This window comes from Bradyrhizobium sp. SZCCHNRI2009 (assembly GCF_032485115.1).
GTDB lineage: Bacteria > Pseudomonadota > Alphaproteobacteria > Rhizobiales > Xanthobacteraceae > Bradyrhizobium.
The window spans coordinates 435,787-460,253 of record NZ_JAUEUH010000002.1; the positions used below are offsets into that span (position 1 = coordinate 435,787).

Below are 24,467 nucleotides of genomic sequence, written 5' to 3' on the forward strand. Positions count from 1 at the left end.
ACGGTTCAGCGATACGTCCTCCGAGGAAAACTCATGGCTCATTCGTTCCGACTGTCGATGGGAGCGCTCGCCGTCGCGGCGATCACGTTCGGTCCGGCGCAGGCCGGGGCGGCTGTGCCGTTCCTGCCGCATCAGGCGCTCTATGACCTGAGCCTGGTCAAGTCGCGCGGCTCGAGCCCCGTCAACAGCGCGCGCGGTCGCATCCTCTACAATTTCTCTGGCAACGCCTGCAACGGCTACACTTCGGAATTCCGCCAGGTCTCGGAGCTCGATCTCGGTGAGGGCAAGGTGACCCTGAGCGACCTGCGCTCCACCGCGTGGGAGGACGGCGCCGGCAAGAGCTACCGCTTCAAGATCGACTCGCGCATGAACGAGCAGGCCTCCAGCCCGGTCGACGGTATCGCCGAGCGCACCGGCGATCACATCACCGTCAAGCTCAAGCAGCCCGAGGCGAAGACCTTCACGCTCGACGGCTCGACCGTGTTTCCCACCGAGCAGATTCATCGCATCATCGCCGCCGCGCGCGAGGGCAAGTCGCTGCTCGAGCTGACGGTCTATGACGGCTCGGACAATGGCGAGAAGGTCTACAACACGCTGACCGTGATCGGTGCGCCCGTGCCGGCCGACAAGGCGGCCGCCAAGCCCGACGCCTCGACCGACAATGACGAGATGAAGAAGATGACGCGCTGGCCGGTGACGGTCAGCTATTATGACCGCGACGCCAAGCGGGCCGAGGGCGAGCAGACGCCGGTCTACGCGATGTCGTTCGAGCTCTACGAGAACGGCGTCTCGCGCGCGCTCGTGCTCGACTACAATGATTTCGTCATCGCCGGCGCGCTCGGCAAGTTCGACGTCAAGGACGTGAAGGACGGCAAGCCCTGCAGCAATTGACCGGGGCATCATTCCGTCTGCTCCGGCCCGTCATAGGCGATGCCGCGGATGACCGCGGCCTGGCCGAACTTCTTGCGTAGCGCATCGATCGCGCGCTCGGCCGAGGCCGAGCGGCGGTCGAGCATGTCGGTGTCGGAGGCCTCCGAGCCCGGGCGCAGCGCGCTGACGCCTGCGCCCATCAGCCGGAACGCCGTGCCGTCGGTCTCGCGCGCCAGCATCTCCTTGCAGATTGCGAAGATCTTGCCGGCGAGCTGCGTCGGCGCCGCGATCGATTGCGAGCGCGTTCGTTGGCGGAAGTCCGCGGTCTTCAGCTTCAGCGTTATGGTCGACCCGGCGAGCTGGCTCGCCTTCAGCCGTGCCGACACCTTCTCCGACAGCCGCCACAGGGTCTTTTCCAGGGTCGCGTAGTCGCGGATGTCGGTGTCGAAGGTGGTCTCGCTGGAGATCGTCTTGGCGCCGCGATCAGCGACGACCTTGCGGTCGTCGATGCCGCGCGCCAGCCGCCACAGTCTGCGGCCGTCACCGCCGAACTGCTTCATCAGCTCGATCTCGTCGGCACGCTGCAGGTCGGCGATGGTGCGGAAGCCCTGGTTCGCCAGCCGCTGCTGCGTGGCGGGGCCGACGCCGAAGATGAAGCCGACGGGCTTGTCGGCCAGCATCGCCGGTGCCTCGTCCTGGCCGAGCGCGGCGAAGCCGCGGGGCTTGTCGAGATCGGAGGCGATCTTGGCGAGGAACTTGTTGCAGGACAGCCCGACCGAGACGGTGATCCCGATGCGCTGCTCGATCTCGCGGGCGAAGCGCGCCAGCACCTTTGCCGGGATCATGCCGTGGACGCGCTCGGTCCCGGACAGGTCCAGGAACGCCTCGTCGATCGACAGCGGCTCGACCAGCGGCGTCAGCGCCTGCATGGCCTGCCGGACCTCGCGGCCGACGCGGACATATTTCGCCATGTCCGGGGGAATCACGACCGCCGCGGGACACAGCTCCAGCGCCTTGAACATCGGCATCGCCGAGCGCACGCCATAGGTGCGGGCGATGTAGCAGGCGGCCGACACCACGCCGCGCTTGCCGCCGCCGATGATGACGGGCCGGTCGGCGACCTCGGGATTATCGCGCTTCTCGACGGTCGCATAGAACGCGTCACAGTCGATATGGGCCAGCGTCAGCGCGGGCAGGGCGCGATGGCGGACGAGGCGCGGCGAGCCGCAGACCGAACAGCGGCGCGCGCCATCATCGAGGTCCGTCAGGCAGTCGCGGCAGAAGCAGGCCGGCCCGGCGACCGCGCGCGACCCGCTCGCTGGCGCTGACTCGGTCACGGCACGTCGCGCTCCCACTGCCGGTCGCCCAATACCTGCCGTGCTGCCATGATATTGGTCGGATGTAACTTGGAGTGGGCGGCAAAAGCCTTTACCGTCTCGTCGTCGCGCAGCATGAAATCGAGCACGCTGACCAGGAAATTGGGGTCGGCGGCCGAGGATCGCAGCGTCTCCGGCCCAATCCCGGTCTCGGCCAGGAAGCGGCCCAGCCGCTCCGGTTCGCCGGCCAGGAAGCCGAGGGCCTGAACTGCAACGATTTCAGCGACTTCGCGCGGATTTCGAACGGGCTTTTTCAACGGCGGATTTGCCTTTCCGTTAACTTGTCGGCTCTACTTTGCGCCCATCATGCCCGAGTCTTCGGAATGGGTTCAAGCAAGTGGAAACCATCTCGGGGAAAGATCGAATACCGACTTAACGGCTTAGAACGAATCTGGGGCTAGTTTGAATTAGATGAGTAGCGGTGGACAGGCGTCCGCCAGAGGACATGCCGGTGTCAGTGATTCGGAGGGGCGGATGGGCAAGACCGTCCTGATCGTGGAAGACAATGAGCTCAACATGAAGCTCTTCCGCGATCTGTTGGAAGCCCACGGGTACCAGACGTCCGGTACGTCCAGCGGCGTGGAGGCGCTCGACATCGTGCGCCGGACCCGCCCCGATCTGATCCTGATGGACATCCAGCTGCCGCAGGTCTCGGGCCTGGAAGTGACGAAATGGATCAAGGACGATCCGGATTTGCGTGCCATCCCGGTGGTGGCAGTGACGGCCTTTGCCATGAAGGGCGACGAGGAGCGCATCCGCGAGGGTGGCTGCGAAGCCTATCTTTCCAAGCCGATCTCGGTCGGAAAATTCATTGAAACGGTACGCCGCTTTATCGGCTAAGGAGTTTCTGCAGTGTCCGCGCGTATCCTCGTCGTCGACGACGTCCCGGCCAACGTCAAGCTGTTGGAGGCGCGGCTGTCGGCCGAATATTTCGACGTGCTGACCGCCGCGAACGGCGCCGAGGCGCTGCAGATCTGCCAGCGCGCCGAATGCGACATCATCCTGCTCGACGTCATGATGCCGGACATGGACGGCTTCGAGGTCTGCCGCCGGCTGAAGTCGAATCCGGCCACGCATTTCATTCCGGTTGTCATGGTGACGGCGCTCGACAGCCCGTCCGACCGCGTGCGCGGCCTGGAGGCCGGTGCCGACGACTTCCTGACCAAGCCCGTCTCCGACGTCGTGCTGATCGCGCGCGTGCGCTCGCTGACGCGGCTGAAGATGATGACGGACGAGCTGCGCATGCGCGCGCTGACCTCGCTCGAGATCGGCGTGCAGGCGCCCGAGCGCAACGCGGTTGCCGACGCCGGCAAGGGCGGGCGGGTGCTGCTGGTCGACGACCGGCCGTCGTCCTACGAGCGGCTCGGGCCGATGCTGGCGACCGAGCATGCCATCGACGTCGAGACCAATCCCGCCGAGGCCGTGTTCAACGCCGCCGAAGGCAATTACGACCTCGTCATCGTTTCGCTCGACCTGAACGATTACGACGGCCTGCGGCTGTGCAGCCAGCTGCGCTCGCTGGAACGCACCCGGCAGGTGCCGATCCTCGCGATTGCGGAAGCCGAGAACAATTCGCGGCTGCTGCGCGGCCTGGAGATCGGCGTCAACGATTATCTGCTGCGTCCCGTCGACAAGAACGAGCTGCTGGCGCGCGCCCGCACCCAGATCCGCAAGCGCCGCTACACCGACCATCTGCGCGACAACGTCCAGAACTCGATCGAGATGGCGATCACCGACGCGCTGACGGGCCTGCACAATCGCCGCTACATGGAGACGCATCTTTCGACGCTCGCCGACCAGGCCGCGAGCCGTGGCAAGCCGCTGGCGCTGATGATGCTCGACATCGACTACTTCAAGTCGATCAACGACAATTACGGCCATGATGCCGGCGACGACGTGCTGCGCGAGTTCGCCATGCGCGTGCGCAAGTCGATCCGCGGCATCGATCTCGCCTGCCGCTATGGCGGCGAGGAGTTCGTCATCGTGATGCCCGAAACCGACCTGCACGTCGCCGGCATGGTCGCCGAGCGCTTGCGGCGCTCGGTCGCCAACGAGCCGTTCTCGGTGCACAAGGGCGAGAAGCGCATCGAGGTCACGACGTCGATCGGGCTGTCGACCCTGGAGCAGAAGGGCGAGCCGATCGCCGACGTCATGAAGCGCGCCGACAATGCGCTCTACCGCGCCAAGAACGAGGGCCGCAACCGCGCGGTGGCGATCGCCCCCGTGCATCAGCCGGCGCCGTTCCTGCCGCAAGCCGCCGGCCGCGGCCGCTAGAGGGGCAGGGCGGTGGAGCCGTGTGACCGCCGCTGAGCATCCGTTGCTGGCGAATAGCGTCATCTTTCTCCACATCGTCATTCCGGGGCGCGCGGAGCGCGAGCCCGGAATCCATAACCACGATCGGGAGTATGGATTCCGGGCTCGCCCTACGGGCGCCCCGGAATGACGGCGAGTGCGGAGCCGATTGTTTCCACACATCACTCTTCATCCTCGCCGCGCCTCCGCGCCCGAGCTGTGCCATTGAAAACCCTCTTCGAGAACAGAGGGCGCAGGGAAGGCCGGGTGCAGGTCGCACCCATGGTCCGCGTGCAGAAAAAAGCACGCGGCAGAACCACAGGTACGAGCCGGACATCCGGCCCTCCCTGCGCGATGGCTTTACGGCTTACTCCGCGCTCTCCCCGGGGACCGGCGTTCTTGCCCCCGTCGCGAGCGCGCTTCGTCGCAGCGCCCGCTTGGCCTCAGCATCGGGAGGCCAGGACCACACGGCTTGACCGTGCGCACCGGATCGTTCGTCGGCGCGGACAAGCCACGCTGCAACCCGACACGCCCACCGCAGCCCACCTCACGCTCGTGACGATCGCGATGCGCCCCTCTTGGCGAGGTGGGATGTGCAGGGGGATAGCATGAATTCTGGAAAAGCGAAAGTGAAAAATTGCGATCTGGATAGCCGGCGAGAGCGATCTCGTTGAAAGCGTTCGAAAAGTTAGTCTTCGGCGCAGGACCATCTCGGGGGCGCTCGATGGGAAGATCGCTTCCTCATCTCAATGCTTCAGGATGGACCCCTGATGATCAGGCCGACGCTGATCGGCCCTACGAACTTCAGGCGTCTCATGTTAGCTTAGTTGCGGCGTTGCTCTCTTGTTAGGGAAAAGGCATGAAGCCGCTTCGCATGGGTGTTTTGGCCGGCGTGCTGATGTTGTGTGGAGTCTTGGTCCTCGAAGCGCTCGGTGTGCAGACCAACCTTTTGGTTTTCATGGTCTTGGGAGGCGTTTCGGGCTCGCTGGCTGACATCTTGGATCGGTTCATGGCGGGGCGCGGTACGTAGCGCTGGTCAGCGCGCAAGGCCGGATGGTTGTCGACTCATTCCGATGTATCTCGGACGAGAGAGCGTCTGATGTTTGTGGAGTGTGCCCGATGTGGACATTTCAGCTGGTAGTCCGCACTCCGTAGGGCGGATCAGCGCGCCGCTTCACGTTCGCCGCAAATCGGCAGATTGAGCTGACGCCAATCCGCCCGCCGTGCTCGCGCGGTCGATCTACAACAACTCGCCGCCAGGATGTGGGGCGCCCAAATAACCCTTGATGTTGCGTGCGTGCCATGATACCTTACGTGACATGAGCAAATCGATCCGCATCGTCAACTTCGATCACATGACCCGCTTCGGCCGGGCCATGGAAGGAGTCGCGCGCTAGGAGATCGACGACGCGATGTTCTCACCAGGCCCCGCCGGCATCGGACGGGGCCTTTTGTTTGGCCACGCTCCCTGCCGGCATAACAGCAGGAGCAGAGGATGCCACCCCATCAGACCGACGCGACGATCGACGCTGCGCACGTGTCGGCGCTCAACGTCGATCTCTCGATCGCGTCAATCACCGACGCGATCGACAGCGTGCAGCCATCGATGCAGTCCGAAGCGTCGATCGCAGCGTTGCGAGACGTGTCGCCAGAAAAGGACGCGGCCGGTCCGCCGGCAACGCCGACCTGGCCGATCATCCGCTTGATCGGCTGGTGCTGGCGCGCGATCCAAGAATGGCAACGCCGCGAGAGCGTGCGGGACTGCCTGCATGACCTGAGCGAACGCGAGCTCACAGATATCGGCATCACGCGCGCCGAGATCGAGCACATCGCCGCGCTGCGGACGCTCGACAGGTTGAGGGATGATCCATATCCGGGCGGCGTCTCGCGTCGGGGAATGTAGTTGGTCGTTGAAAGTGGCGACGCAGGGATAACCGACCAACAGCGCGAGATGGTCGCCGCGACGTCATTGCGAGCGTCAGCGAAGCAATCCAGGGTCCCGCACACGACTCTGGATTGCTTCGCTGCGCTCGCAACGACGGAGGTGAGATCGCGCTTATCTATGGACACTATCCTGCCGGAGACGTCGTCTGCGGGAGTTCGGCAGAACACAAGCCTCGCATAGGTGCTCATCTGCGAGCGCAGGAACTACATGCCTTGATCTGGCGCAATCATCGTGGTACCGACAAACCATGATCAACGTCGTGCGCAACTCCAACCGCAAACATGCGGCCCGCCGCAGCTGGGCCGTGGGAGGAGTCGTGCGCTAGGATTTCGACGACACGATCATTCCACCAGGCCCCGCCGGCATCGGACGGGGCCTTTTGTTTGGCCACGCTCCCTGCCGGCATCACGCAGCAGGAGCGACCGATGCCACCTCAGACCCATCTCACAGACGAGATCGCGCGCAATGCCGCCACGCGCGATCGCCCCCTCTCATTGGTGAAGAACGCGGTGCACCAGGCGCCAGCCGCGCCGCGACCCAACGCATCCGTCACGGTGCTGCGTGACGCGTTGTCGGAAAAGAATGCGGCCGGGCCGCCGGGCATCTCGGCTCCGGGGCTGTTCGGCCTGCTCGCGGGCTATTGGCTGGTGTTTCAGGAAGGCCGTCGGCTCAGGCGGATGAGAGTCCAGCTATGCGACCTGAGCGAGGCGCAACTGGTGGATATCGGCCTGACGCAAGGCGATCTCGACCATATCGCAGCCCACCGCGCGCTCGAGCGCCTGAGATTCGACATAGCGAACACCATGATGTCCCGCGGCGTGATGTAGCTGCGAACAGGCCAGTGCGAACAAATGTCTCGGCAGGGCGGATCAGCGTGTGATCGGCCCTGGCGATGTCGTGCGCGCGATCTGTTGCAACCGCGTCATTGCGAGCACAGCGAAGCAAGCCAGGGCTCAGCAAGGACTCTGGATTGCTTCGCTGTGCGCGCAATGGCAGAGGATGGTGCGCGGTGGGGTGATGTTCACCCTCGGCCGCTTTTCGCGCTATCATCGTCGGCAACGTTGATGGAATGGAACGACGAATGGCAAAACATATCGGCATCGTCGGCTGCTCCGCCGAGGGCGCGGCGCTCTGCTATCGCACGATCTGCAAGGAGGGCGCCGACCTGCTCGGGCCGCATGCCCATCCCGAGGTGTCGATGCACACGCCGTCGCTCGCCGACTACGTGGCCTGCCTCGATCGCGGCGATCTCGCTGGAGTCGCCGAGCTGATGCTGACCTCGGCGCGCAAGCTCGCCGCGGCCGGCGCGGATTTCCTGATCTGCCCGGACAACACCATCCACCAGGCCCTGCCGCTGGTGCTGCCGCGCTCTCCGCTGCCGTGGCTGCACATCGCCGACGTGGTCGCGACGGAAGCGGTCAGGAGAGGCTACGGGCGTATCGGCATCACCGGCACCAAATGGCTCGTCGACAGCAATGTCTATCCGGATAGCTTGACCGCACACGGGCTGGCGTTCGCGCGTCCGGAAGAAGCCGATCGCATCGAAGCCAACCGCATCATCATGGATGAGCTGGTCTACGGGCGGTTCGAGCCGCCCTCCGTCGCCGCGTTTCAGGCGATCATCACGCGGCTGAAGGAGGAAGGTTGCGATGCCGTCGCGCTCGGCTGCACCGAGATTCCGCTGATCATCGACGATGCCAACTCGCCTCTGCCGACGTTGGATTCGACGCGTCTGCTCGCGCGTGCTGCGCTGGCGCGGGCCACGTCCTGCGCCGGCTGAGAATTGCGGCAAGGCGCTGACCGTTCAGAGCGGGAGGTGCAGGCAGCATTGGCTGCGACGCTCGCCATCCGGCCTTCGGACGCGCAGTTCCGTCGGAACCCCCTTGGGCGGGAAACGTTTTGTTTCAGCCCAAGGAGGAGCGCCCAATGAAGAAGCTGATGTTCGCGGTTGCCGTGTCGCTGTCCGTTCTGCCGTCGTTCGCCATGGCTCAGGGCCATATGGGGACGCCGCAGGAGCAGAAGGCGTGCGCGCCCGACGCCAAGCGTTTCTGCCGCGCTCAGCTCGGCGACGACTTCGGGGTCCAGAACTGTCTGACGCAGAACCGGGCCAAGCTGAGCAAGCGCTGCTCGGCGGTGTTCCAGAGCCACGGGATGTAAGCCGGCGCGCAGCGTCTCGACGTCGCAGGGCGGACGGCCAACGCCGATCCGCCCTTCTTTGTAGTCAGGCCGCACGGACCCTGCGCAAGAATTTCTCCAGCTCATCCTTGAGGTGATCGCTCTCGCGCGACAGCGAGTGCGCGGATGACAGCACCTGCGCGGAGGCGGTGCCGGTGGCGCTGGCGCCCTTGCTGACGTCGCCGATGTTGCCGACGACGCGCGCGGTGCCGCCGGCGACCTCCTGCACGTTGCGCGAGATCTGCCCCGTCGCGGCGCCTTGCTGCTCGACGGCGGCGGCGATGCCGGCGGCGATCTCCGAGATCTGCTGGATGGTGCCGCCGATCTGCTTGATCGAGGCGACCGAGGACTGCGTCGCGCTCTGAATGCCTTCGATCTGCTGGCCGATCTCCTCGGTGGCCTTGGCGGTCTGCGACGCCAGCGCCTTGACCTCGGAGGCCACCACCGCGAAACCGCGGCCGGCGTCGCCGGCGCGCGCCGCCTCGATGGTCGCGTTCAGCGCAAGCAGGTTGGTCTGGGCGGCGATCGAGGTGATCAGCTTGAGCACGTCGCCGATGCGCTCGGCGGTGCGCGACAGCTCGCTGATGCCGACATCGGTCTGCTCGATCTGGCGAACGGCCTCCTTGGCAATGGTGGTCGATTCCCTGACCTGCCGCCCGATCTCATGGACCGAGGAGGTCATCTCCTCGGCGGCCGAGGCGACCGACTGCACGTTGGTCGAGACCTGGCCCGAGGCCGAGGCCGCGCTGGCCGACAGGTGCTGGGTCTGCTCGGCGGTCTTGCTCAGCGTGTTGGCCGAGACCTCGAGCGTGCGCGCGTCCGCATGGACCTTGTTGATGATCAGGCCGACGGTGGCTTCGAACTCGTCGGCCATGCGTTGCATGGCGACGTGCTGCTCGGTCTTGGCCGCATCGAGATAGACCGAGATGGCGAGATCCATGTCGATCATTGCCGCCTTGGTGATCGCAGCCTGCAGCGCGGCCTTCTTCTCGCGGGCCGCCTGGCCGCCGAACCAGCCGTCCGCGATCTCCGTCTCGATCGCCTTCTGCAGCCCGGTCACGATCAGCGAATAGCCGGCGATGTACCAGCGCGGCTCCAGCCCCATCCGGTTGTGCGCCTGGCCGATCCTCGTCACGGACTTCACATAGGCATCGTCGAACTTCGCGGTCGCCAGCGACATCCAATGGTCGAGCTGGGCCTTCGAGGCGTGCCGCATCGCGGCCTGGCTGGAGAACATCTTGGCGAGATGCGGGACCTTGCCGACATGGGCGTAGAACTGCTCGAGCAGGCCGGGCAGCACCTTGCCGATCAGCGGCCGCAGCTCCCGCAGCGCCTCTCGGGTCGCATTGTCGATGCCGATGAAATCGAGACGGGACTGCAAAGTCTGAGGATCGGTCATCGCTGGTCTGCCGGTAAGATAAGGAGGGAGACGCTACGGGGGGTGCGCCGCTACCCCAAATCGCATGGGTTTGGTTGATGGCTCCTTAAGTCGGGAACCAGATTCAGCCGCTGCCAAATGGACCGATCAGAAGCGGACGGCCCGTGCCCCAGGAGAGGCAGCATCGGGCGCAATAAAAAACGGGGCCGAAACGGCCCCGTTGAAGTCGCAGCAGACCGCGATCTTACTTGATCTTGGCTTCGCGGAATTCGACGTGCTTGCGCGCGACCGGGTCATACTTCTTCTTGACCATCTTGTCGGTCATGGTGCGCGAGTTCTTCTTGGCAACGTAATAGAAGCCGGTGTCGGCGGTCGACACGAGCTTGACCTTGATGGTGACCGCTTTGGCCATGTCTTGAACCTCTGGAATCGGGATCGGGGGTGGGCACCGGCCAAAGAGGGGGCGCCGTTGGCCGGCAACCTACCCAGCCAGCCCCCAAAGTCAAGGTTTGAGGGCCAGATTCTGGGGTCCCTGGGCCGCGAAGAAGCGGTTTTTCGGTCGGGGCAGGCCGAGATTGTCCCGCAGGGTCGGCCCCTCATACTCCGTCCGGAAGATCCCGCGGCGCTGCAGCTCGGGAATCACCTTGTCGACGACGTCGTCGAGCCCCGCGGGGAGGAACGGGAACATGATGTTGAAACCGTCCGACCCACGGCTTTCCAGCCACTCCTGCATCTGGTCGGCGATCGTCTTGGCGGTGCCGACGAAGGACAGACCGCCGTAGCCGCCGACCCGCTGCGCCAGTTGCCGCACCGTGAGCTGGTCGCGCGCGGCGACATCGACCAGGCGCTGGCGGCCGCTCTTGGAGGCGTTGGTCTCGGGGATATCAGGCAGCGGACCGTCGGGATCGAAGCCGGAAGCGTCGGTGCCGAGGATGACCGAGAGCGAGGCGATGGCGCTGTCGTAATGCACCATGCTGTCGAGCAGCGCGCGCTTCTCCTTCGCCTCGTCGACGCTGTCGCCGACCACCACGAAGGCGCCGGGCAGGATCTTCAGATGCTCAGGATCACGGCCGATCTTGTCCATGCGGCCCTTGATGTCGGCATAGAGCTTCCGTCCATCGGCGAGGCTGCCGCCGCCTGTGAACACGGCCTCCGCCGTCTCCGCCGCGAGCTGCTTGCCATCCTCCGAGGCGCCGGCCTGTACGATCACCGGCCAGCCCTGCACGGGGCGTGCGATGTTGAGCGGGCCGCGGACCTTCAGATATTTGCCCTTGTGGTCGAGCACGTGCATCTTGTCGGGATCGAAGAACAGCCCGCTCTCGACGTCGCGCACGAAGGCATCGTCGGCGAACGAATCCCACAGGCCCGTGACGACGTCGTAGAACTCGCGGGCCCGCTTGTAGCGCTCGGCGTGCTCCATGTGATCGTCGAGCCCGAAATTCAGCGCGGCATCCGGATTCGACGTGGTGACGATGTTCCAGCCGGCGCGGCCGCCGGAGATGTGGTCGAGCGAAGCGAAGCGGCGGGCGAGGTGATAGGGCTCGTCGAAGGTGGTCGATCCCGTCGCGATCAGGCCGATATTCTCGGTCACCGCCGACAGCGCCGAGAGCAGCGTGAAGGGCTCGAACGAAGTCACGGTGTGGCTGCGCTTGAGCGCATTGATCGGCATGTTCAGGACCGCGAGATGGTCGGCCATGAAGAAGGCGTCGAACTTGCCGGCCTCCAATTTCCGGATGAGCTGCTTGAGATGCGCGAAGTTGAAATTGGCGTCCGGCCAGGCGCCGGGATAGCGCCACGCGCCGGTGTGGATGGAGACCGGGCGCATGAAGGCGCCGAGCTTGAGTTGACGGGGAGCCATGGGGTGTCCGTGGATGGTTGATCTCTTGAGCAGATAGGAACTCGCCCGATCCGCGTCAGCAACCCACGGCAGAACACGATTTCGTTTTTGCGGTCGTGCGCAGCACGCTCATTCTGTCGTGAGGCAATACAGGTTACGCAGCAAATGGTGTCGTCCCGGCCTTGAGCCGGGACCCATGCTCCGTGAACTACGCCATGTGAGCACAGTCTCGACCACCGGGGCCCACGACAGATTCCGCGGTATGGGTCCCGGCGTTCGCCGGGACGACACTTTTTGGTGGCGTAGGGCTGCCCGTCTCATGGCAAGTCATTCGTGGCCGGACAACTAATGCCTCCGTGCGCGTGCATCGAACGCCGACAGCACGGCGAGCGTCATCGCGGTGACGCCGGTCTCGATGGTCGGCTTGGGCACTGGCGCGAATTGCGGGGAATGGTTCGGCGGCAGCGGCGGGCCGCTGCCGTCGCGCGCGGCGGCGACGCGCTCGGGCTCGTAGACGCCGATGCCGAAGAACATCGAGGGCACGCCGGCTGACACGAACTCAGAATAGTCCTCGCTGGTCGTGCTCGGCGGCACCAACATCAGCTTGTCGCCGAAGGCGGCGCGCAGCACCTTCTCGCCGGTCGCGACGACGCCCGGATCATTCATGACGGCCTTCGCGCCCTCGCTAATCTCGATCTGCGGCGGCGGCGCATCGGCCATGGCGGCCACGGCCTTCGCGGTGCGCTCGATGCCCGCCACGAGCTTGGCGCGGACCTCAGGCTTGAAGCTTCTGATGGTGCCGACCACGAGCGCGTTGTCGGGGACGATGTTGCCGGCGGTCCCGCCATGGATCGCGCCGATGCTGACGATGCCGAATTCGGTCGGGTCTTTCTCGCGGCTGATCACGCTCTGCACATCGATCACGAAGCGCGCCGCCATCATCACCGGATCGATCGTCTGATGGGGAGCTGCGCCGTGCCCGCCACGGCCGTGGAAACGAACGAACAGTCCATCCACGCTGGAAGAGCCGATTGCCGTGCGATAGGTCAGCGAACCGTAGGCGAAGCCGCCGTCGTGGAGCGCGAAGCCGACATCGGGCTTCGGAAACCGCGTGAACAGGCCGTCGGCCAGCATCGCCTTTGCGCCCGCAACTTCTTCCTCCGCGGGCTGCGCGATGAACATCAGCGTGCCCTTCCATGTGTCTCTCAGGCCGACGAGCGTCTTGGCCGTGCCGACCCAGCTAGCCATGTGCACGTCGTGGCCGCAACTATGCGCGACGAAGGTCTCGCGTCCGTTCCAATTGGCCTTGTCGCGGCTGGCATAGGGCAGGGCGGTCTTCTCCTCCATCGGCAGCGCATCGAGCTCGGTGCGCACCATGACCGTCGGTCCCTCGCCATTGCGATAGAGCGCGACCAGACCCGTCTTGCCGACCTTCTCCGTCACCTCGAAGCCGAGCGCCCGCATCTGCTCCGCGAGCTTTGCGGCGGTCTTGACCTCCTGGAAGGCCAGCTCGGGATGGGCGTGCAGATCCTTGTAGAGCGCGTCGAGCGCGGGATAGTCGCGCTCGAGCGAGGCGGCAATCGTGCTTTTCAGTCCTGAGACATCGAGCTCGGCCCGCGCGGGTGCCGCGGCGAGGGCGATCAGGGCGGCGGAGGCGAGCAGAAGGCGGCGAGGCTGCGTCATGGATCGGCTCTCCGATGAACGCAGCCAGTCTAGCCCCGTTCAGCTCACGCGCCCAGGACGTCCTTCTGCATCTTGCCGCCGTAGAAATGGAAGAACGGCACCGGGGCGTCGTGGCGCAGCGGGCCGGTGGCGAGGCGGCGGTCGAGCTCGTGGAGCACGTTCTTGGTCATCGGGTGCAGATCGGCGAGCGGCTTGGAGCCGAGCTCGACCCAGACCAGCTCGACCAGCTCCGCATCGGCGTGGATCACGCCGTCGACGCGATGGGTGATGGCGGAGGCATCGGCGGTGAAGAAGCGCGTGTCGAAGCGCTTGATGCGGCCGGGCGGGGTGATGGCGCGGGCGATCAGGAACAGGCCGGAGGGATCGGGCAGCAGGCCGGCGTCAGCGAACGGCGCCCATGGCCCGTCCAGTTTCGGCGCGGAGCCGCCGACCTTGCGTCCGAGACAGAGACCGGTTTCCTCACAGGCCTCGCGGATCGCGGCGACGGCGAGCGACTTCGCGCGCGAGGCCGTCGTCTGCGGCTTGCCCTTGAACAGATTGGCTTCGAGCTCGGCCGGCATCGGCGCTGCGACGGGGATGCGATGATCTGACTTGTCGACGCGGCCGCCCGGGAAGACGAACTTGCCGGGCATGAACACGACCTTGTCGTGGCGCTTGCCGACCAGCACCTTCGGCACCGTGCCGCTGCGATCCACCAGGATCAACGTCGCAGCATCCTTCGGCTTGGTGTAGGGATGATGGTCGGCTTCCTTCTCGGCCGGCTTGCCCGCCGCTGCGCCCGTGGCCTGTGCCGTCTCGCTCATGTCCTCCCCGCTTTTTCTTATTCGTTGATTGTCTGGTCGCTCAGACCGGCGGAATGCCTTCCACCGGATTGTCGTCGAAGCCGTGCATGCGGAACGCCCATTGCAGCCCGACGACGGCGCCCTTGACCGGCTGAATCAAGGCGAGCGCGGCGACCAAGGTCACCGGCAGATAGATCGCGAGTTGCAGCGCCACCGGCGGCGCGTAGTTGGTCTCGATCGAGAGCACCAGCGGCACGATGATGTGGCCGACGATGACGATCACGAGATAGGCTGGAAGATCGTCGGCGCGATGCCCGGAGAAATCCTGGCCGCAGCGGTCGCAGTTGTCCGCGACCTTCAGGAAGGCGCGGAACAGCTTGCCCTCGCCGCAGCGCGGGCAGCGGCCGCGCAGGCCGCGCTTCATCGCTGTCCAGACGTCGCGCTTCTCGGCGAGGCCGGTGTCGCGCGTCCACGTCTGCGGGGGCAATGTGCTGGGCGTTGAGGTCATGGCGTCCACGATCTGCCTTTCTTCGATGTGCCGGGCTTGCGTTTTGCCCCTGCCGTTTGACTTTCCTTGCGGTTCTTTTCTTTGTGCTTCGGCCGCGCCTCGGCCTTGGCGCGCTTCGTTGCCTTGCTCTTGGCCCTTGCCTTGATCCCGGCCTTGCCCTTCGGCCGCTCGCGGCGGCCGTGGCGCGAGACAAGCACGTCGGCCTGCGTCAAGAGTTCGAAGCGCAGCGCGCCGGCCACCGGCTGAGCTTCTACCAGACGCACGTCGACAACGTCACCCAGCCGGTGCATGGCACCGCTGCGCTGGCCGATCAGCGCATGCCGCGTCTCATCATAGTCGAAATATTCCGTGCCGAGGGTCCGGATCGGAACCAGGCCGTCGGCGCCGGTATCGTCGAGCTTGATGAAGAGGCCGGCGCGGGTGACGCCGGAAATGCGGCCCTGGAACGTCGCGCCGATGCGGTCGGCGAGGTGGTGGGCGATCAGGCGGTCGGCTGTCTCGCGCTCGGCCTTCATCGCCCGCCGCTCGGTGACCGAGATCTGCGCCGCGACCTCGGTGAGATGATCCGGCGTCTCGCTGTCGGGCAGGGCGCCGTCACCGAGGCCCAGCGCGCGCAGCAGGCCGCGGTGCACGACGAGGTCGGCATAGCGGCGGATCGGCGAGGTGAAATGCGCGTAGCGGCGGAGGTTCAGGCCGAAATGTCCGTAATTGTCGGTCGAATATTCCGCCTGCGCCTGCGAGCGCAGCACGACCTCGTTGACGAGATGCTCGTAGTCCTGGCCGGCCACCAGCGTCAGCACGCGGTTGAACAGCGATGGCCTCAGCGCGCCGCTCTTGGCAAAGGGCACGTCGAGCGTCTTCAGGAATTCCTGCAGCGCATGGATCTTCTCCACCGTCGGCTCGTCATGCACGCGGTAGATCAGCGGCAGCGCCTTCTTCTCCAGCAGTTCGGCCGCGGCGACGTTGGCCGAGATCATGAACTCCTCGATCAGTCTGTGGGCGTCGAGGCGCTCCGGCACGACGACGCGGTCGACCGTGCCGTCTTTCTTGAGCAGGATCTTGCGCTCGGGAATGTCGAGGTCGAGCGGATCGCGCGCGTCCCGGCCGCGCTTGGCGACCTCATAGGCGGCATAAAGCGGCTTCAGGATCGGCTCGAGCAGGGGACCGGTGACGTCGTCCGGCTTGCCATCGATGGCGGCCTGCGCCTGTGCGTAGGACAGTTTGGCGGCCGAGCGCATCAGCACGCGGTGGAACGAGTGCGAGCGCTTGCGGCCGTCGGCCCCGAGCACCATGCGCACGGCGAGCGCGCCGCGCGCTTCGCCCGGCACCAGCGAGCACAGATTGTTGGAGATGCGCTCCGGCAGCATCGGCACGACGCGGTCGGGGAAGTAGACCGAGTTGCCGCGGATCAGCGCGTCGCGGTCGAGCGCCGATCCCGGCCGCACATAGTAGGCGACGTCGGCGATGGCGACATGGACAATGAAGCCGCCGACATTGTTCGGATCGGGATCCGGCTCGGCATGAACCGCGTCGTCGTGGTCCTTGGCATCGGGCGGATCGATCGTGACCAGCGGCAGCTCGCGCCAGTCCTCGCGGCCCTTCAAGGTCGCGGGCTGCGCGGCTTCGGCCTCAGCGACGGCTGCGGCCGAGAAGTCCATCGGGATCTCGTGGGCATGGATGGCGATCAGGCTGATCGCCTTCTCGGTCGCGACCGAGCCGTAGCGCTCCTTCACCCGGCCCGAGGGCAGGCCGTAGCCGCGGCCGCGCAGCAGGTCGACGCTGATGAGATCGCCGTCCTTGGCGTCCTTGGTGTCGGCGGGGGCGATGGAGAGCTCGCGTCCGGCCTGCTTCTTGTCGACCGGAATCAGGCGGCCGCCGCCGCCTGGATTGCTGCGGAAAATGCCGAGCACGCGCGGCCGCGCCTGATCCAGCACCTTGAGGACGCGGCCGCGATAGGAGACGCCGCCATCATCCTTGATCGGCTCGACCCGCAGCAGCGCGCGGTCGCCGACGCCGGCCACCGAGCCCGGCCCGGCATGACGCGGCGTGTGGATGCGGATGCGCGGCGGCTCGGACTGCTCGGCCTCGTCCCACTCGGCCGGCTTGGCGATCAATTCGCCGTCACTGTCGCGCCCGGTGATGTCGGCGACCAGCGTGGCCGGCAGGGACGCGGTCTCGACGACCTTCTTGCGGCCGCTCTTCTTCACCGTGCCGTCGGCGACGAGTTCGCGCAGCAACTGCTTGAGCGCGACGCGATCGGCGTTCTTCAGGCCGAACGCGCGGGCGATGTCCTTGGTGCCAACCTTGCCCGGATTGGCGCGGATGAAGGCGACGATGGCCTCCCGCGAAGGGAAGCCGATGTCGCGCTTTTGGGTCATTTTCTCATCCGCGGGCCTTGCCGGCGCTTTTCTTGGGCGTCGCCTTGGTCGCAGGCTTGGCCGAGGTCTTGGCGGCCTTGGCAACCGGCGCACGCGCCTTGCTGGTGGAGTCTGATTTCGGTTTGGCGGCCGCCTTCTTCGCCACGGCCTTTTTCGCCGGCTTCGGCGTGTCGTCGTCGCCGCCGGTCTTCGGCTTGGCCTTGCTGGCAGCCGCTTTGCTGGCAGCCTTGGCCGGCTTCGCAGCAGCCTTGCCCTTGGCCTTCTTGCCGCCGCCCTTGGCGGCGCGCTCGTCGAGCAGGACGATCGCCTCGGCGAGCGTGATCGTATCCTTTTCCTTGTCGCCGGGAATGGTGGCGTTGACGCCGCCGGCGGTGACATAGGCGCCGTAGCGGCCGGCCTTGACGGCGACAGGGCCGAGCGAGGGATGGTCGCCGAGCGCCTTGCCGGGATCGGCGCCGAACCGCTTGCTCGGGCCCTTGGCGATCTTCTCGGCGATCAGGGTGACGGCGCGGTTGAGGCCGATGTCGAACACCTCGTCGCCGGCCTCCAGGCTCGCATACGTCTTGTCGTGCTTCACGAACGGCCCGAAGCGGCCGAGATTGGCGATGATCGGCAGACCCGTCTCCGGATGGATGCCCACCTCACGCGGCAGCGACAGCAGCTTCAGCGCGTAGTCGAGCTCGAGGCTCGCGGGCGACGTCCCTTTCGGGATGCCGGCGCGCTTCGGCTTCTCGCCCTCGGCGTAATCCTTCTGCTCGCCGAGCTGGATGTAGGGGCCGAAGCGGCCGGCCTTGACGACGACGTCGAGGCCGGTGTCCGGATCCTGGCCGAGCACGCGGTCGGCCGCGGCCTCGCTGTCGGCGGCGAGCGGGCGGGTGTAGCGGCATTCCGGATAGTTCGAGCAGCCGACGAAGGCGCCGAACTTGCCGGCCTTGAGGTTGAGCCGTCCGGTGCCGCAGGTCGGGCACTGCCGGACATCGCCGCCATCGTCGCGCGGCGGGTAGATGTGCGGCCCCAGCATCTCGTCGAGCGCGTCGAGCACCTGCGCCACGCGCAGATCCTTGATGTCGTCGACGGCGCCGATGAAGCCGGTCCAGAAATCCTTCAGCACCTGCTGCCAGGCGATCTCGTTGTTGGAGATGCGGTCGAGCTGCTCCTCGAGATCCGCCGTGAAATCGTACTCGACGTAGCGGCGGAAGAAGTTCTCCAGGAAGGCGATGACGACGCGGCCCTTGTCCTCGCCGTGCAGCCGCTTCTTTTCGAGCTTCACATAGCCGCGGTCCTTCAGCACCTGCAGGATCGAGGCATAGGTCGAGGGCCGGCCGATGCCGAGCTCCTCCATGCGCTTGACCAGCGAGGCCTCCGAGAAGCGCGGCGGCGGCTCGGTGAAATGCTGGGTGACGGCGAGATTCTGCCGCTTCAGCGGCTCGTTCGGGCTCATCTGCGGCAGGCGGCGGCCGTCCTCGTCCTCCTCGTCGTCGCGGCCTTCCTGATACAGCGCGAGGAAGCCGTCGAACTTGATGACCTGGCCGGTGGCGCGCAGCTCCAGGGTGCGGGCGCCGGCCTTGGCGATGATGTCGACGGTGGTGCGCTCCAGCTCGGCGGATTCCATCTGGCTCGCGATGGTGCGGGTCCAGATCAGCTCGTAGAGCTTGGCCTGGTCGTCATCGAGCCGCTTGCGCAGCTCGGCCGGCTTGCGCGACAGGTCGGTCGGGCGGATCGCTTCGTGCGCTTCCTGGGCGTTCTTGGCCTTGGCCTGGTACTGGCGCGGGCTCTCCGGCACATATTTGTTGCCGTAGATCTCGCCGATCACCTTGCGGGCCTGGGTGATCGCCGAGCCGTCGATCTGCACGCCGTCGGTTCGCATATAGGTAATGAGACCGGTGGTCTCGCCGCCGATGTCGATGCCTTCATAGAGACGCTGCGCGATGCGCATCGTGTGCGCCGGTGCGAAGCCGAGCTTGCGGCTCGCCTCCTGCTGCAGGGTCGACGTCGTGAAGGGCGCCTGCGGGTTGCGGCGCGCCGGCTTGGCGTCGACGGTCGCGACCGTGTAGCTCGCCGCGTTGAGCGCGGTCTTGAAATCCTCGGCCTCCGCGCCGGTGCCGATGTCGAGCCGCTGGATCTTCTTGCCATCGGCGCCGACGAGACGCGCCTCGAAGGTGTCGCCGCGCGGCGTCGCCAAGGTTGCGATCAGCGACCAGTATTCGCGCGGCACGAACTTCTCGATCTCCAGCTCGCGATCGCAGACGAGGCGCAGCGCGACCGACTGCACGCGTCCGGCCGAGCGGGCGCCCGGCAGCTTGCGCCACAGCACGGGAGAGAGAGTGAAGCCCACGAGGTAATCAAGTGCGCGGCGCGCCATGTAGGCGTCGACCAGCGCACCGTCGATCTGGCGCGGGTGCTTCATCGCCTCAGAGACGGCCTGCTTGGTAATGGCGTTGAAGACGACGCGCTCGATCTTCTGATCCTTGAGCGCGCGCTTCTCCTTCAACACCTCCAGCACATGCCAGGAAATCGCTTCGCCCTCGCGATCAGGGTCGGTGGCGAGAATCAGCCGGTCAGCGCCCTTCAGCGATTTGGCGATGTCGTTGAGTCGGCCCGCCGCCTTGGGATCGACCTCCCAGATCATGCGGAAATTCTCGTCCGGATCGACGGAACCGTTCTTGGCCGGAAGGTCGCGGACATGACCGAAAGAGGCCAGAACCTCGTAGGAGGAGCCCAGATACTTGTTGATCGTCTTGGCCTTGGCAGGCGACTCCACGATGACGATATTCATGTATTTCCAATGGCTTAGTGGAAGGATTGAAGCTGGCTTCGCGGGATTCGCGCCGGCTGCGTTGACCCGAACATGGGTGGTGAGGGGGTTCCTGTCAAATCGAGGGATGTTGAAAGGCGATTGCGTTGGACCGGCGAAGTACCTATCAGGTTGTACGGAGCACGATGAGAACCGCGCTCTCTTGAGGTTGTTTTTCGTCAAATTCCTTATGCTGGGTGACGGTTGTTGGCCAAGGCAGCGGACAAAAGCGACCCGGACGTCGAGGCGATGGTGGAGGATCCCGACGCCGCGGCGGCGCTGATCGCCGAGGTGACGGCCAGCCTGTCGCATCTGGCGCAGCGCCATCGTCTCGACATGCTCGATTACCTGCTGCGCATGGCGAACCTTGAGGCCGAGGAGCATCTGAGGCTGCGCAGCCGCCGCAGGCTCTGCTGACGGCCGCCCGCGCTCACCGCGGGGCGAGGGCGGTTTCCTCCGGCGCCGGCATCCGGCCGTCCTCCGCGGTCAGCAGCGCTTGCGAACCGGCCTGCGGTTCGCGCGGTCGACGAGCGCGGTGGCGATCTCGTCGGGGTGCTCGTCGAATTCCTCGCTCCACTGCCGCAGTGCGACCAGGATCGGAAACAGGCCGCGGCCCTTCGGCGATGGCGGTGCCACGAGCTCGCCGGCCGGAGCGCCGATCTTTCGGGGCTAACCGGCCGGGTCGGTGGCGGTTTGAGACCTGCCCCCGGGATTGAAAGCGGTGGCTGCCGGCGGCAGCCACCGAGGGACTCAAGCGGCGAGACCGCCGGCCGTCTGAATCGCCTTCGCCAGCGCCTGCTCGCGATGCTCCGGGCCGATCTGGACACCGTCGGCCGCAACGAATTCGAGATCCGTGACGCCGATGAAGCTGAAGACACTGCGCAAATAGGTCTCCAGGTGTTCGAATGCCGCCATCGGCGTGTCCGCGCCGTAATGGCCGCCGCGCGAGACCGCCACGATAATACGCTTGCCACCGGCCAGGCCTTGCGGGCCGTTCGGGCCATAGGTGAAAGTCTTGCCCTTGACAGCGATGCGGTCGACCCAGGCCTTGAGCTGGCTCGGGATGGAGAAGTTGTACATAGGGGCGCCGATCACGACGATATCGGCGGCCAGGAACTCCTCCAGGACGGCCTGTCCGGCCGCGACATCAGCTTTCACTGCGGGATCCTCAACGGGCGCACCGTATGCGACGGCGACATGCGTTCCGGACAGATGCGACAGCGGCTCGGCTGCGACATCTCGGTAAGTCACCTCCAGCCCCGGCGTGATCTGGCGCAACCGTGCGACGATCGCGGCGGACACCTGACGGCTGACGGAGTTGGGGCCGAGCACGCTGGAGTCGATGTGGAGGAGTTGAGTCATGGGTCAGTTACCTCGGTATTGGTTTGTAACTGGCGCACTATGAGTGACTGTGCTGTAACCCCACAAGAACGCACATTCTTGAAACCCGGGCACAGCCATGACCCCTGCTGACAGCGATGATCCCGACCTCCCGACGCAGCCAAATCATAATGATTGCCGGGGTGTGGCCTCGATCCTGGCGCGTGTCGGCGACAAATGGAGCGTGTTCGTCATCATGATGCTTCAGGACGGGCCGAAGCGCTTCAATGAGCTGAAGCGGCTCGTCGGCGGCATCTCCCAGCGAATGCTGACCTTGACCCTGCGCGGCCTCGAGCGCGACGGGCTGGTGACGCGGACGGTGTTTCCGACCATCCCGCCGCGTGTGGATTATGAGCTGACCGATCTCGGCCGCGGGCTGTCGCAGCCGGTGCAGGCGCTCGGACAGTGGGCCATGCAGCACCAGGAGCTGATCGAGCAGGCGCGCTCGCGCTTCGACGCGCGCAGGGATGCTGACTGAGAGTCAGGTCAGCGACACCATCCCGCCGCCGTGGCGCTCTAGGCGGCCGGCCAGCTCGAGCTCGAGCAGCACCATGCGCAGCACGGCGGGTGACAGGCCGCTGATCCGGATCAGGTCGTCGATCGAAACCGGGGTCGGGCCGAGCAGGGCTGTGATCTGCGCGCGGTCGTGGCTTTCGGGATCGGGGGCGAACAACTCCTCCTCCGGCTCGCGCAGCGAAAAGGGCAGCGGCCGCTCCATGATCGGGCCGACGGCCTGAATGATGTCTGCGGCTTCGGTGACGAGCGCGGCGCCCTGCTTGATGAGATCGTTGGTGCCCGCGCAGCGGGGATCGAGCGGCGAGCCCGGGACGGCGAAGACCTCGCGGCCCTGTTCGCCGGCCATGCGCGCCGTGATCAGCGAGCCCGATCGATGCGCGGCCTCGACGACGACGACGCCGAGCGAGGCGCCTGATATCAGCCGGTTGCGGCGGGGAAAGTCGCGGGCGCGCGGCTCGTGTCCGAGCGGCATCTCGGAGATTGCGGCGCCGCTGCCACTGATGATGGCGCCGAGCAGGTCGACGTGCTCCGGAGGATAGATCCGGTCATGGCCGCCGGCGAGCACCGCGACCGTGCCGCTGCCGAGGCTCGCGCGATGCGCAGCCTGATCGATGCCGCGGGCGAGGCCGGAGATGACGACGAAGCCGGCCTGGCCGAGCTCGTGGGCGATCTGGCCGGCAAATTTCAGCCCGGCGGCGGAGGCGTTGCGCGAGCCGACGATGGCGATCATCGGGCGCATCAACGTCTCGCGGGCGCCACGCACCGCGAGCAACGGAGGCGCATCCTCGCAGGTGGCGAGGCGGGGCGGATAGCCGTCCTCGTCTGGCGCCCGCAGTTCGACGCCTTGCCGTTTGCAGGCTTCGAGTTCGGCCTCGGCTTCGCCGACCGTGCAGATCCGGCCGGCTCCGGCCGCGCCGCCGCGGCGTGCCAGATCGGGCAGCCGGTCGAGCGCTACGCGCGCGGTGCCGAAATGGTCGAGCAGCGAGCGGAAGGTGCGCGGGCCGACATTGTCGGACCGGATCAGGCGCAGCCGGTCGCGCCGCTCGGTGTCGCTCAGCTCGATCGTCGTGTTGATGGCATCCACGCAAAGCCCCCTTTACCGGGGACTAGAATGGAGCAACCCGAGGACGCAGGGAAGAGGGCGCGCTACGCCGGCGCGACGTCGCGCACATCCTCGGACTCGGACACCGGAGACGATAGCACCGGCTGATCGCCCTGGATGGCTGGCGTGGTGCCGACCGGAGCTTCGCGCAGCCAGCGCTCGGCTGCGTCGCGTCCGCGCTGGTACAGCAGCTCGACGAAGTCGCTGCCGAGATCGGTCGCATCGCGCTGAGCCAGGGCTTCGATCTCGTCCTCGGCCGCAAGCCGATGGACGCGCGGCGGATGCAGGCCGTCGCTGCGCGCCCATTCGAGCGCCGCGAGTTCGGCGTTCAGGACCGCATTGCCGGCGATCTGGTCGAGGCGGCGATCGATCGCGGCCGAGGTCATCGGGACATGGCCGTCGCGCGCGGGCGTGACCTGAACGACCAGCAGGTCGGCGGCGCTGGACTCATGCGCGATCTGGATCAGCGGCGGATTGGTGACGTAGCCGCCGTCCCAATACGCTTCGCCCTCGATGTCGACAGCGGCGTGCAGTTGCGCGGGACAGGTGGAGGCGAGCAGTGCATCTGGCGTGATGCCGGCATTGCGGAAGATCTGCGGCAGGCCGTCACGGGCCCGGGTCGCCGCAACCAGCAGGCGGGGCGCGGCCGGGCCCTGCACGGCGTCGAAATCGATCGTCTCGCGGAGGATGTCGCGGAGCGGATCGAGATCGAGCGGGTCGGCGCGTCCGCCGCGCAGCCCCGCACCGAACGACACCGAGCTGCTCGCCGGCGAGTACGCGCCGATCACCAACAGCGATCGGAACGACGCCTCCTCCATCAGCCGGGTCCAGAACAAAGCGAGCCGGTTGCGGGCTTCGTCGCGGCCGCCCTTGGCGAGCCCGCTCGCGAGCAGCGCGGCGTTGACCGCACCGGCGCTGGCGCCGCTGATGGTGTCGAAGTCGCAACCGGGTTCCTCGAGCAGGCGATCGAGCACGCCCCAGGTGAAGGCCGAGAACGTTCCGCCGCCCTGCAGGGCCAGCGACAGCTTGCGCGGCGGCCATGTCCGGGGCGGCGGCGGCAGCTTAACCGTTGCGATCGTCTCCGCGAGCGTTCGCTCGGGCGCCTCTGCGGTCTTTGTCTCGCTGATCACGGGCGTGCTCGTGGCCGCCATGATCATCTCGGCGACGGCCGGCGCGCCATCGGCTCGTTCCGGCGCAGGGCTGGGCTCGGATATTTCGGCGGGGAGCGCGACGTCCGACATGACCGGCCCGGCAGGCGTCTCGGGCGTCTGCGCCGGTTCTGCAGCGGCCGTGATGCCGGTCGACCAGATCTCAGCGGCCGATAGCAGCAGGCTGGCGTTCGACCGGGCCGGGGCCGCCTTCTGCTGCGCCGGAGCCTGATCAGTACGGTCATCGTGCGTGGCCGACGAACCGCTGGAGTTGGTCTTGCGTAACCACATGCAGGAATCATG

Annotated in this window: 23 protein-coding genes and 1 pseudogene; 10 read left to right on the top strand and 14 right to left on the bottom strand. The window is 66.3% G+C overall.

The features are described 5' to 3' along the window. Positions 1 to 33 precede the first annotated feature (33 nt). The gene (locus QX041_RS09545) at positions 34 to 891 is read left to right on the top strand and encodes a cell envelope integrity EipB family protein (protein WP_315718393.1); all 858 of its coding nucleotides are present in this window, start codon (positions 34 to 36) and stop codon (positions 889 to 891) included. 8 nt (positions 892 to 899) lie between these two features. Here the strand turns inward: QX041_RS09545 and QX041_RS09550 are convergent, their stop codons facing one another. Further along, entirely contained in the window at positions 900 to 2,207 is a 1,308-nt protein-coding gene (locus tag QX041_RS09550; protein ID WP_316165118.1) for a DNA polymerase IV, read from the bottom strand. After that, positions 2,204 to 2,503, bottom strand: a complete 300-nt coding sequence (locus tag QX041_RS09555; RefSeq protein WP_316165120.1) for a DUF3572 domain-containing protein — start codon at positions 2,501 to 2,503, stop codon at positions 2,204 to 2,206. The genes QX041_RS09550 and QX041_RS09555 overlap by 4 nt, the downstream gene beginning before the upstream one ends. A 217-nt stretch (positions 2,504 to 2,720) precedes the next feature. Here QX041_RS09555 and QX041_RS09560 point away from each other — a divergent pair, with 217 nt between their 5' ends. The 7 genes from QX041_RS09560 to QX041_RS09590 all read left to right on the top strand — a co-directional run bounded on the left by QX041_RS09560 (position 2,721) and on the right by QX041_RS09590 (position 8,640). Next, on the top strand, positions 2,721 to 3,086 hold the full coding sequence (locus tag QX041_RS09560; RefSeq protein WP_008964019.1) for a response regulator: 366 nt from the start codon (positions 2,721 to 2,723) through the stop codon (positions 3,084 to 3,086). Between the two features lie 12 nt (positions 3,087 to 3,098). Beyond that, positions 3,099 to 4,520, top strand: a complete 1,422-nt coding sequence (locus QX041_RS09565) for a PleD family two-component system response regulator (RefSeq protein WP_315718396.1) — start codon at positions 3,099 to 3,101, stop codon at positions 4,518 to 4,520. An 877-nt stretch (positions 4,521 to 5,397) separates the two neighbouring features. Further along, positions 5,398 to 5,568 carry a hypothetical protein gene (locus tag QX041_RS09570; RefSeq protein ID WP_315740306.1) on the top strand — a complete coding sequence of 57 codons (171 nt, stop codon included), beginning with the start codon at positions 5,398 to 5,400 and terminating at the stop codon, positions 5,566 to 5,568. A 465-nt stretch (positions 5,569 to 6,033) separates the two neighbouring features. Next, positions 6,034 to 6,441 carry a DUF1127 domain-containing protein gene (locus QX041_RS09575; protein ID WP_316165121.1) on the top strand — a complete coding sequence of 136 codons (408 nt, stop codon included), beginning with the start codon at positions 6,034 to 6,036 and terminating at the stop codon, positions 6,439 to 6,441. Positions 6,442 to 6,908: 467 nt separating this feature from the next. Continuing rightward, positions 6,909 to 7,310: a DUF1127 domain-containing protein gene (locus QX041_RS09580; protein ID WP_315827259.1), complete on the top strand. Its 402-nt coding sequence runs from the start codon at positions 6,909 to 6,911 to the stop codon at positions 7,308 to 7,310. Positions 7,311 to 7,564: 254 nt separating this feature from the next. Further along, positions 7,565 to 8,263, top strand: a complete 699-nt coding sequence (locus QX041_RS09585; protein WP_316165122.1) for an aspartate/glutamate racemase family protein — start codon at positions 7,565 to 7,567, stop codon at positions 8,261 to 8,263. A gap of 146 nt (positions 8,264 to 8,409) precedes the next feature. Further along, positions 8,410 to 8,640, top strand: coding sequence for a hypothetical protein (locus QX041_RS09590; protein ID WP_316165124.1), 231 nt, complete (start codon positions 8,410 to 8,412; stop codon positions 8,638 to 8,640). A 64-nt stretch (positions 8,641 to 8,704) separates the two neighbouring features. On the opposite strand, the gene QX041_RS09595 is transcribed toward QX041_RS09590, so the two are convergent. The 8 genes from QX041_RS09595 to topA form a co-directional block, all read right to left on the bottom strand. Beyond that, a complete protein-coding gene (locus QX041_RS09595) occupies positions 8,705 to 10,057 on the bottom strand; it encodes a globin-coupled sensor protein (protein WP_316165125.1) in 1,353 nt (450 codons plus the stop codon). A gap of 223 nt (positions 10,058 to 10,280) precedes the next feature. Further along, positions 10,281 to 10,448, bottom strand: a complete 168-nt coding sequence (gene rpmG / locus QX041_RS09600) for a 50S ribosomal protein L33 (protein WP_015666342.1) — start codon at positions 10,446 to 10,448, stop codon at positions 10,281 to 10,283. 90 nt (positions 10,449 to 10,538) lie between these two features. Next, complete coding sequence (locus tag QX041_RS09605; RefSeq protein WP_316165127.1) at positions 10,539 to 11,894, bottom strand: LLM class flavin-dependent oxidoreductase; 1,356 nt, start codon at positions 11,892 to 11,894, stop codon at positions 10,539 to 10,541. Positions 11,895 to 12,218: 324 nt separating this feature from the next. Next, positions 12,219 to 13,556, bottom strand: coding sequence for an amidohydrolase (locus QX041_RS09610; RefSeq protein WP_315827254.1), 1,338 nt, complete (start codon positions 13,554 to 13,556; stop codon positions 12,219 to 12,221). A 44-nt stretch (positions 13,557 to 13,600) separates the two neighbouring features. Then, positions 13,601 to 14,359: an NUDIX hydrolase gene (locus QX041_RS09615; protein WP_316165129.1), complete on the bottom strand. Its 759-nt coding sequence runs from the start codon at positions 14,357 to 14,359 to the stop codon at positions 13,601 to 13,603. 40 nt (positions 14,360 to 14,399) lie between these two features. Next, entirely contained in the window at positions 14,400 to 14,846 is a 447-nt protein-coding gene (locus tag QX041_RS09620) for a DUF983 domain-containing protein (RefSeq protein ID WP_315711344.1), read from the bottom strand. Continuing rightward, positions 14,843 to 17,224 (bottom strand): ribonuclease R, encoded by a 2,382-nt coding sequence (gene rnr, locus QX041_RS09625; protein WP_315752971.1) that lies wholly within the window; start codon positions 17,222 to 17,224, stop codon positions 14,843 to 14,845. Before rnr ends, QX041_RS09620 begins: the two co-directional genes overlap by 4 nt. 4 nt (positions 17,225 to 17,228) lie before the next feature. Next, positions 17,229 to 20,000, bottom strand: coding sequence for a type I DNA topoisomerase (gene topA, locus QX041_RS09630; protein WP_315711346.1), 2,772 nt, complete (start codon positions 19,998 to 20,000; stop codon positions 17,229 to 17,231). Between the two features lie 225 nt (positions 20,001 to 20,225). Between topA and QX041_RS09635 the strand changes: the two genes are divergently transcribed. Then, on the top strand, positions 20,226 to 20,435 hold the full coding sequence (locus tag QX041_RS09635) for a hypothetical protein (RefSeq protein WP_315712655.1): 210 nt from the start codon (positions 20,226 to 20,228) through the stop codon (positions 20,433 to 20,435). A gap of 13 nt (positions 20,436 to 20,448) precedes the next feature. On the opposite strand, the pseudogene QX041_RS09640 reads toward QX041_RS09635, so the two are convergent. Together QX041_RS09640 and QX041_RS09645 are read right to left on the bottom strand one after the other, a co-directional pair. Further along, positions 20,449 to 20,642 (bottom strand): annotated as a pseudogene (locus QX041_RS09640) (transcriptional regulator); the annotation flags it as partial. A gap of 126 nt (positions 20,643 to 20,768) precedes the next feature. Continuing rightward, entirely contained in the window at positions 20,769 to 21,380 is a 612-nt protein-coding gene (locus QX041_RS09645) for an FMN-dependent NADH-azoreductase (RefSeq protein WP_316165131.1), read from the bottom strand. 97 nt (positions 21,381 to 21,477) lie between these two features. On the opposite strand from QX041_RS09645, the gene QX041_RS09650 reads away from it, so the two are divergent. Then, on the top strand, positions 21,478 to 21,876 hold the full coding sequence (locus QX041_RS09650) for a helix-turn-helix domain-containing protein (protein ID WP_315711348.1): 399 nt from the start codon (positions 21,478 to 21,480) through the stop codon (positions 21,874 to 21,876). A 3-nt stretch (positions 21,877 to 21,879) separates the two neighbouring features. Here the strand turns inward: QX041_RS09650 and dprA are convergent, their stop codons facing one another. Continuing rightward, positions 21,880 to 22,998, bottom strand: coding sequence for a DNA-processing protein DprA (dprA, locus tag QX041_RS09655; RefSeq protein WP_315827249.1), 1,119 nt, complete (start codon positions 22,996 to 22,998; stop codon positions 21,880 to 21,882). Between the two features lie 62 nt (positions 22,999 to 23,060). Then, positions 23,061 to 24,455, bottom strand: a complete 1,395-nt coding sequence (locus QX041_RS09660; protein WP_315752969.1) for a patatin-like phospholipase family protein — start codon at positions 24,453 to 24,455, stop codon at positions 23,061 to 23,063. Between the last annotated feature and the right edge of the window lie 12 nt (positions 24,456 to 24,467).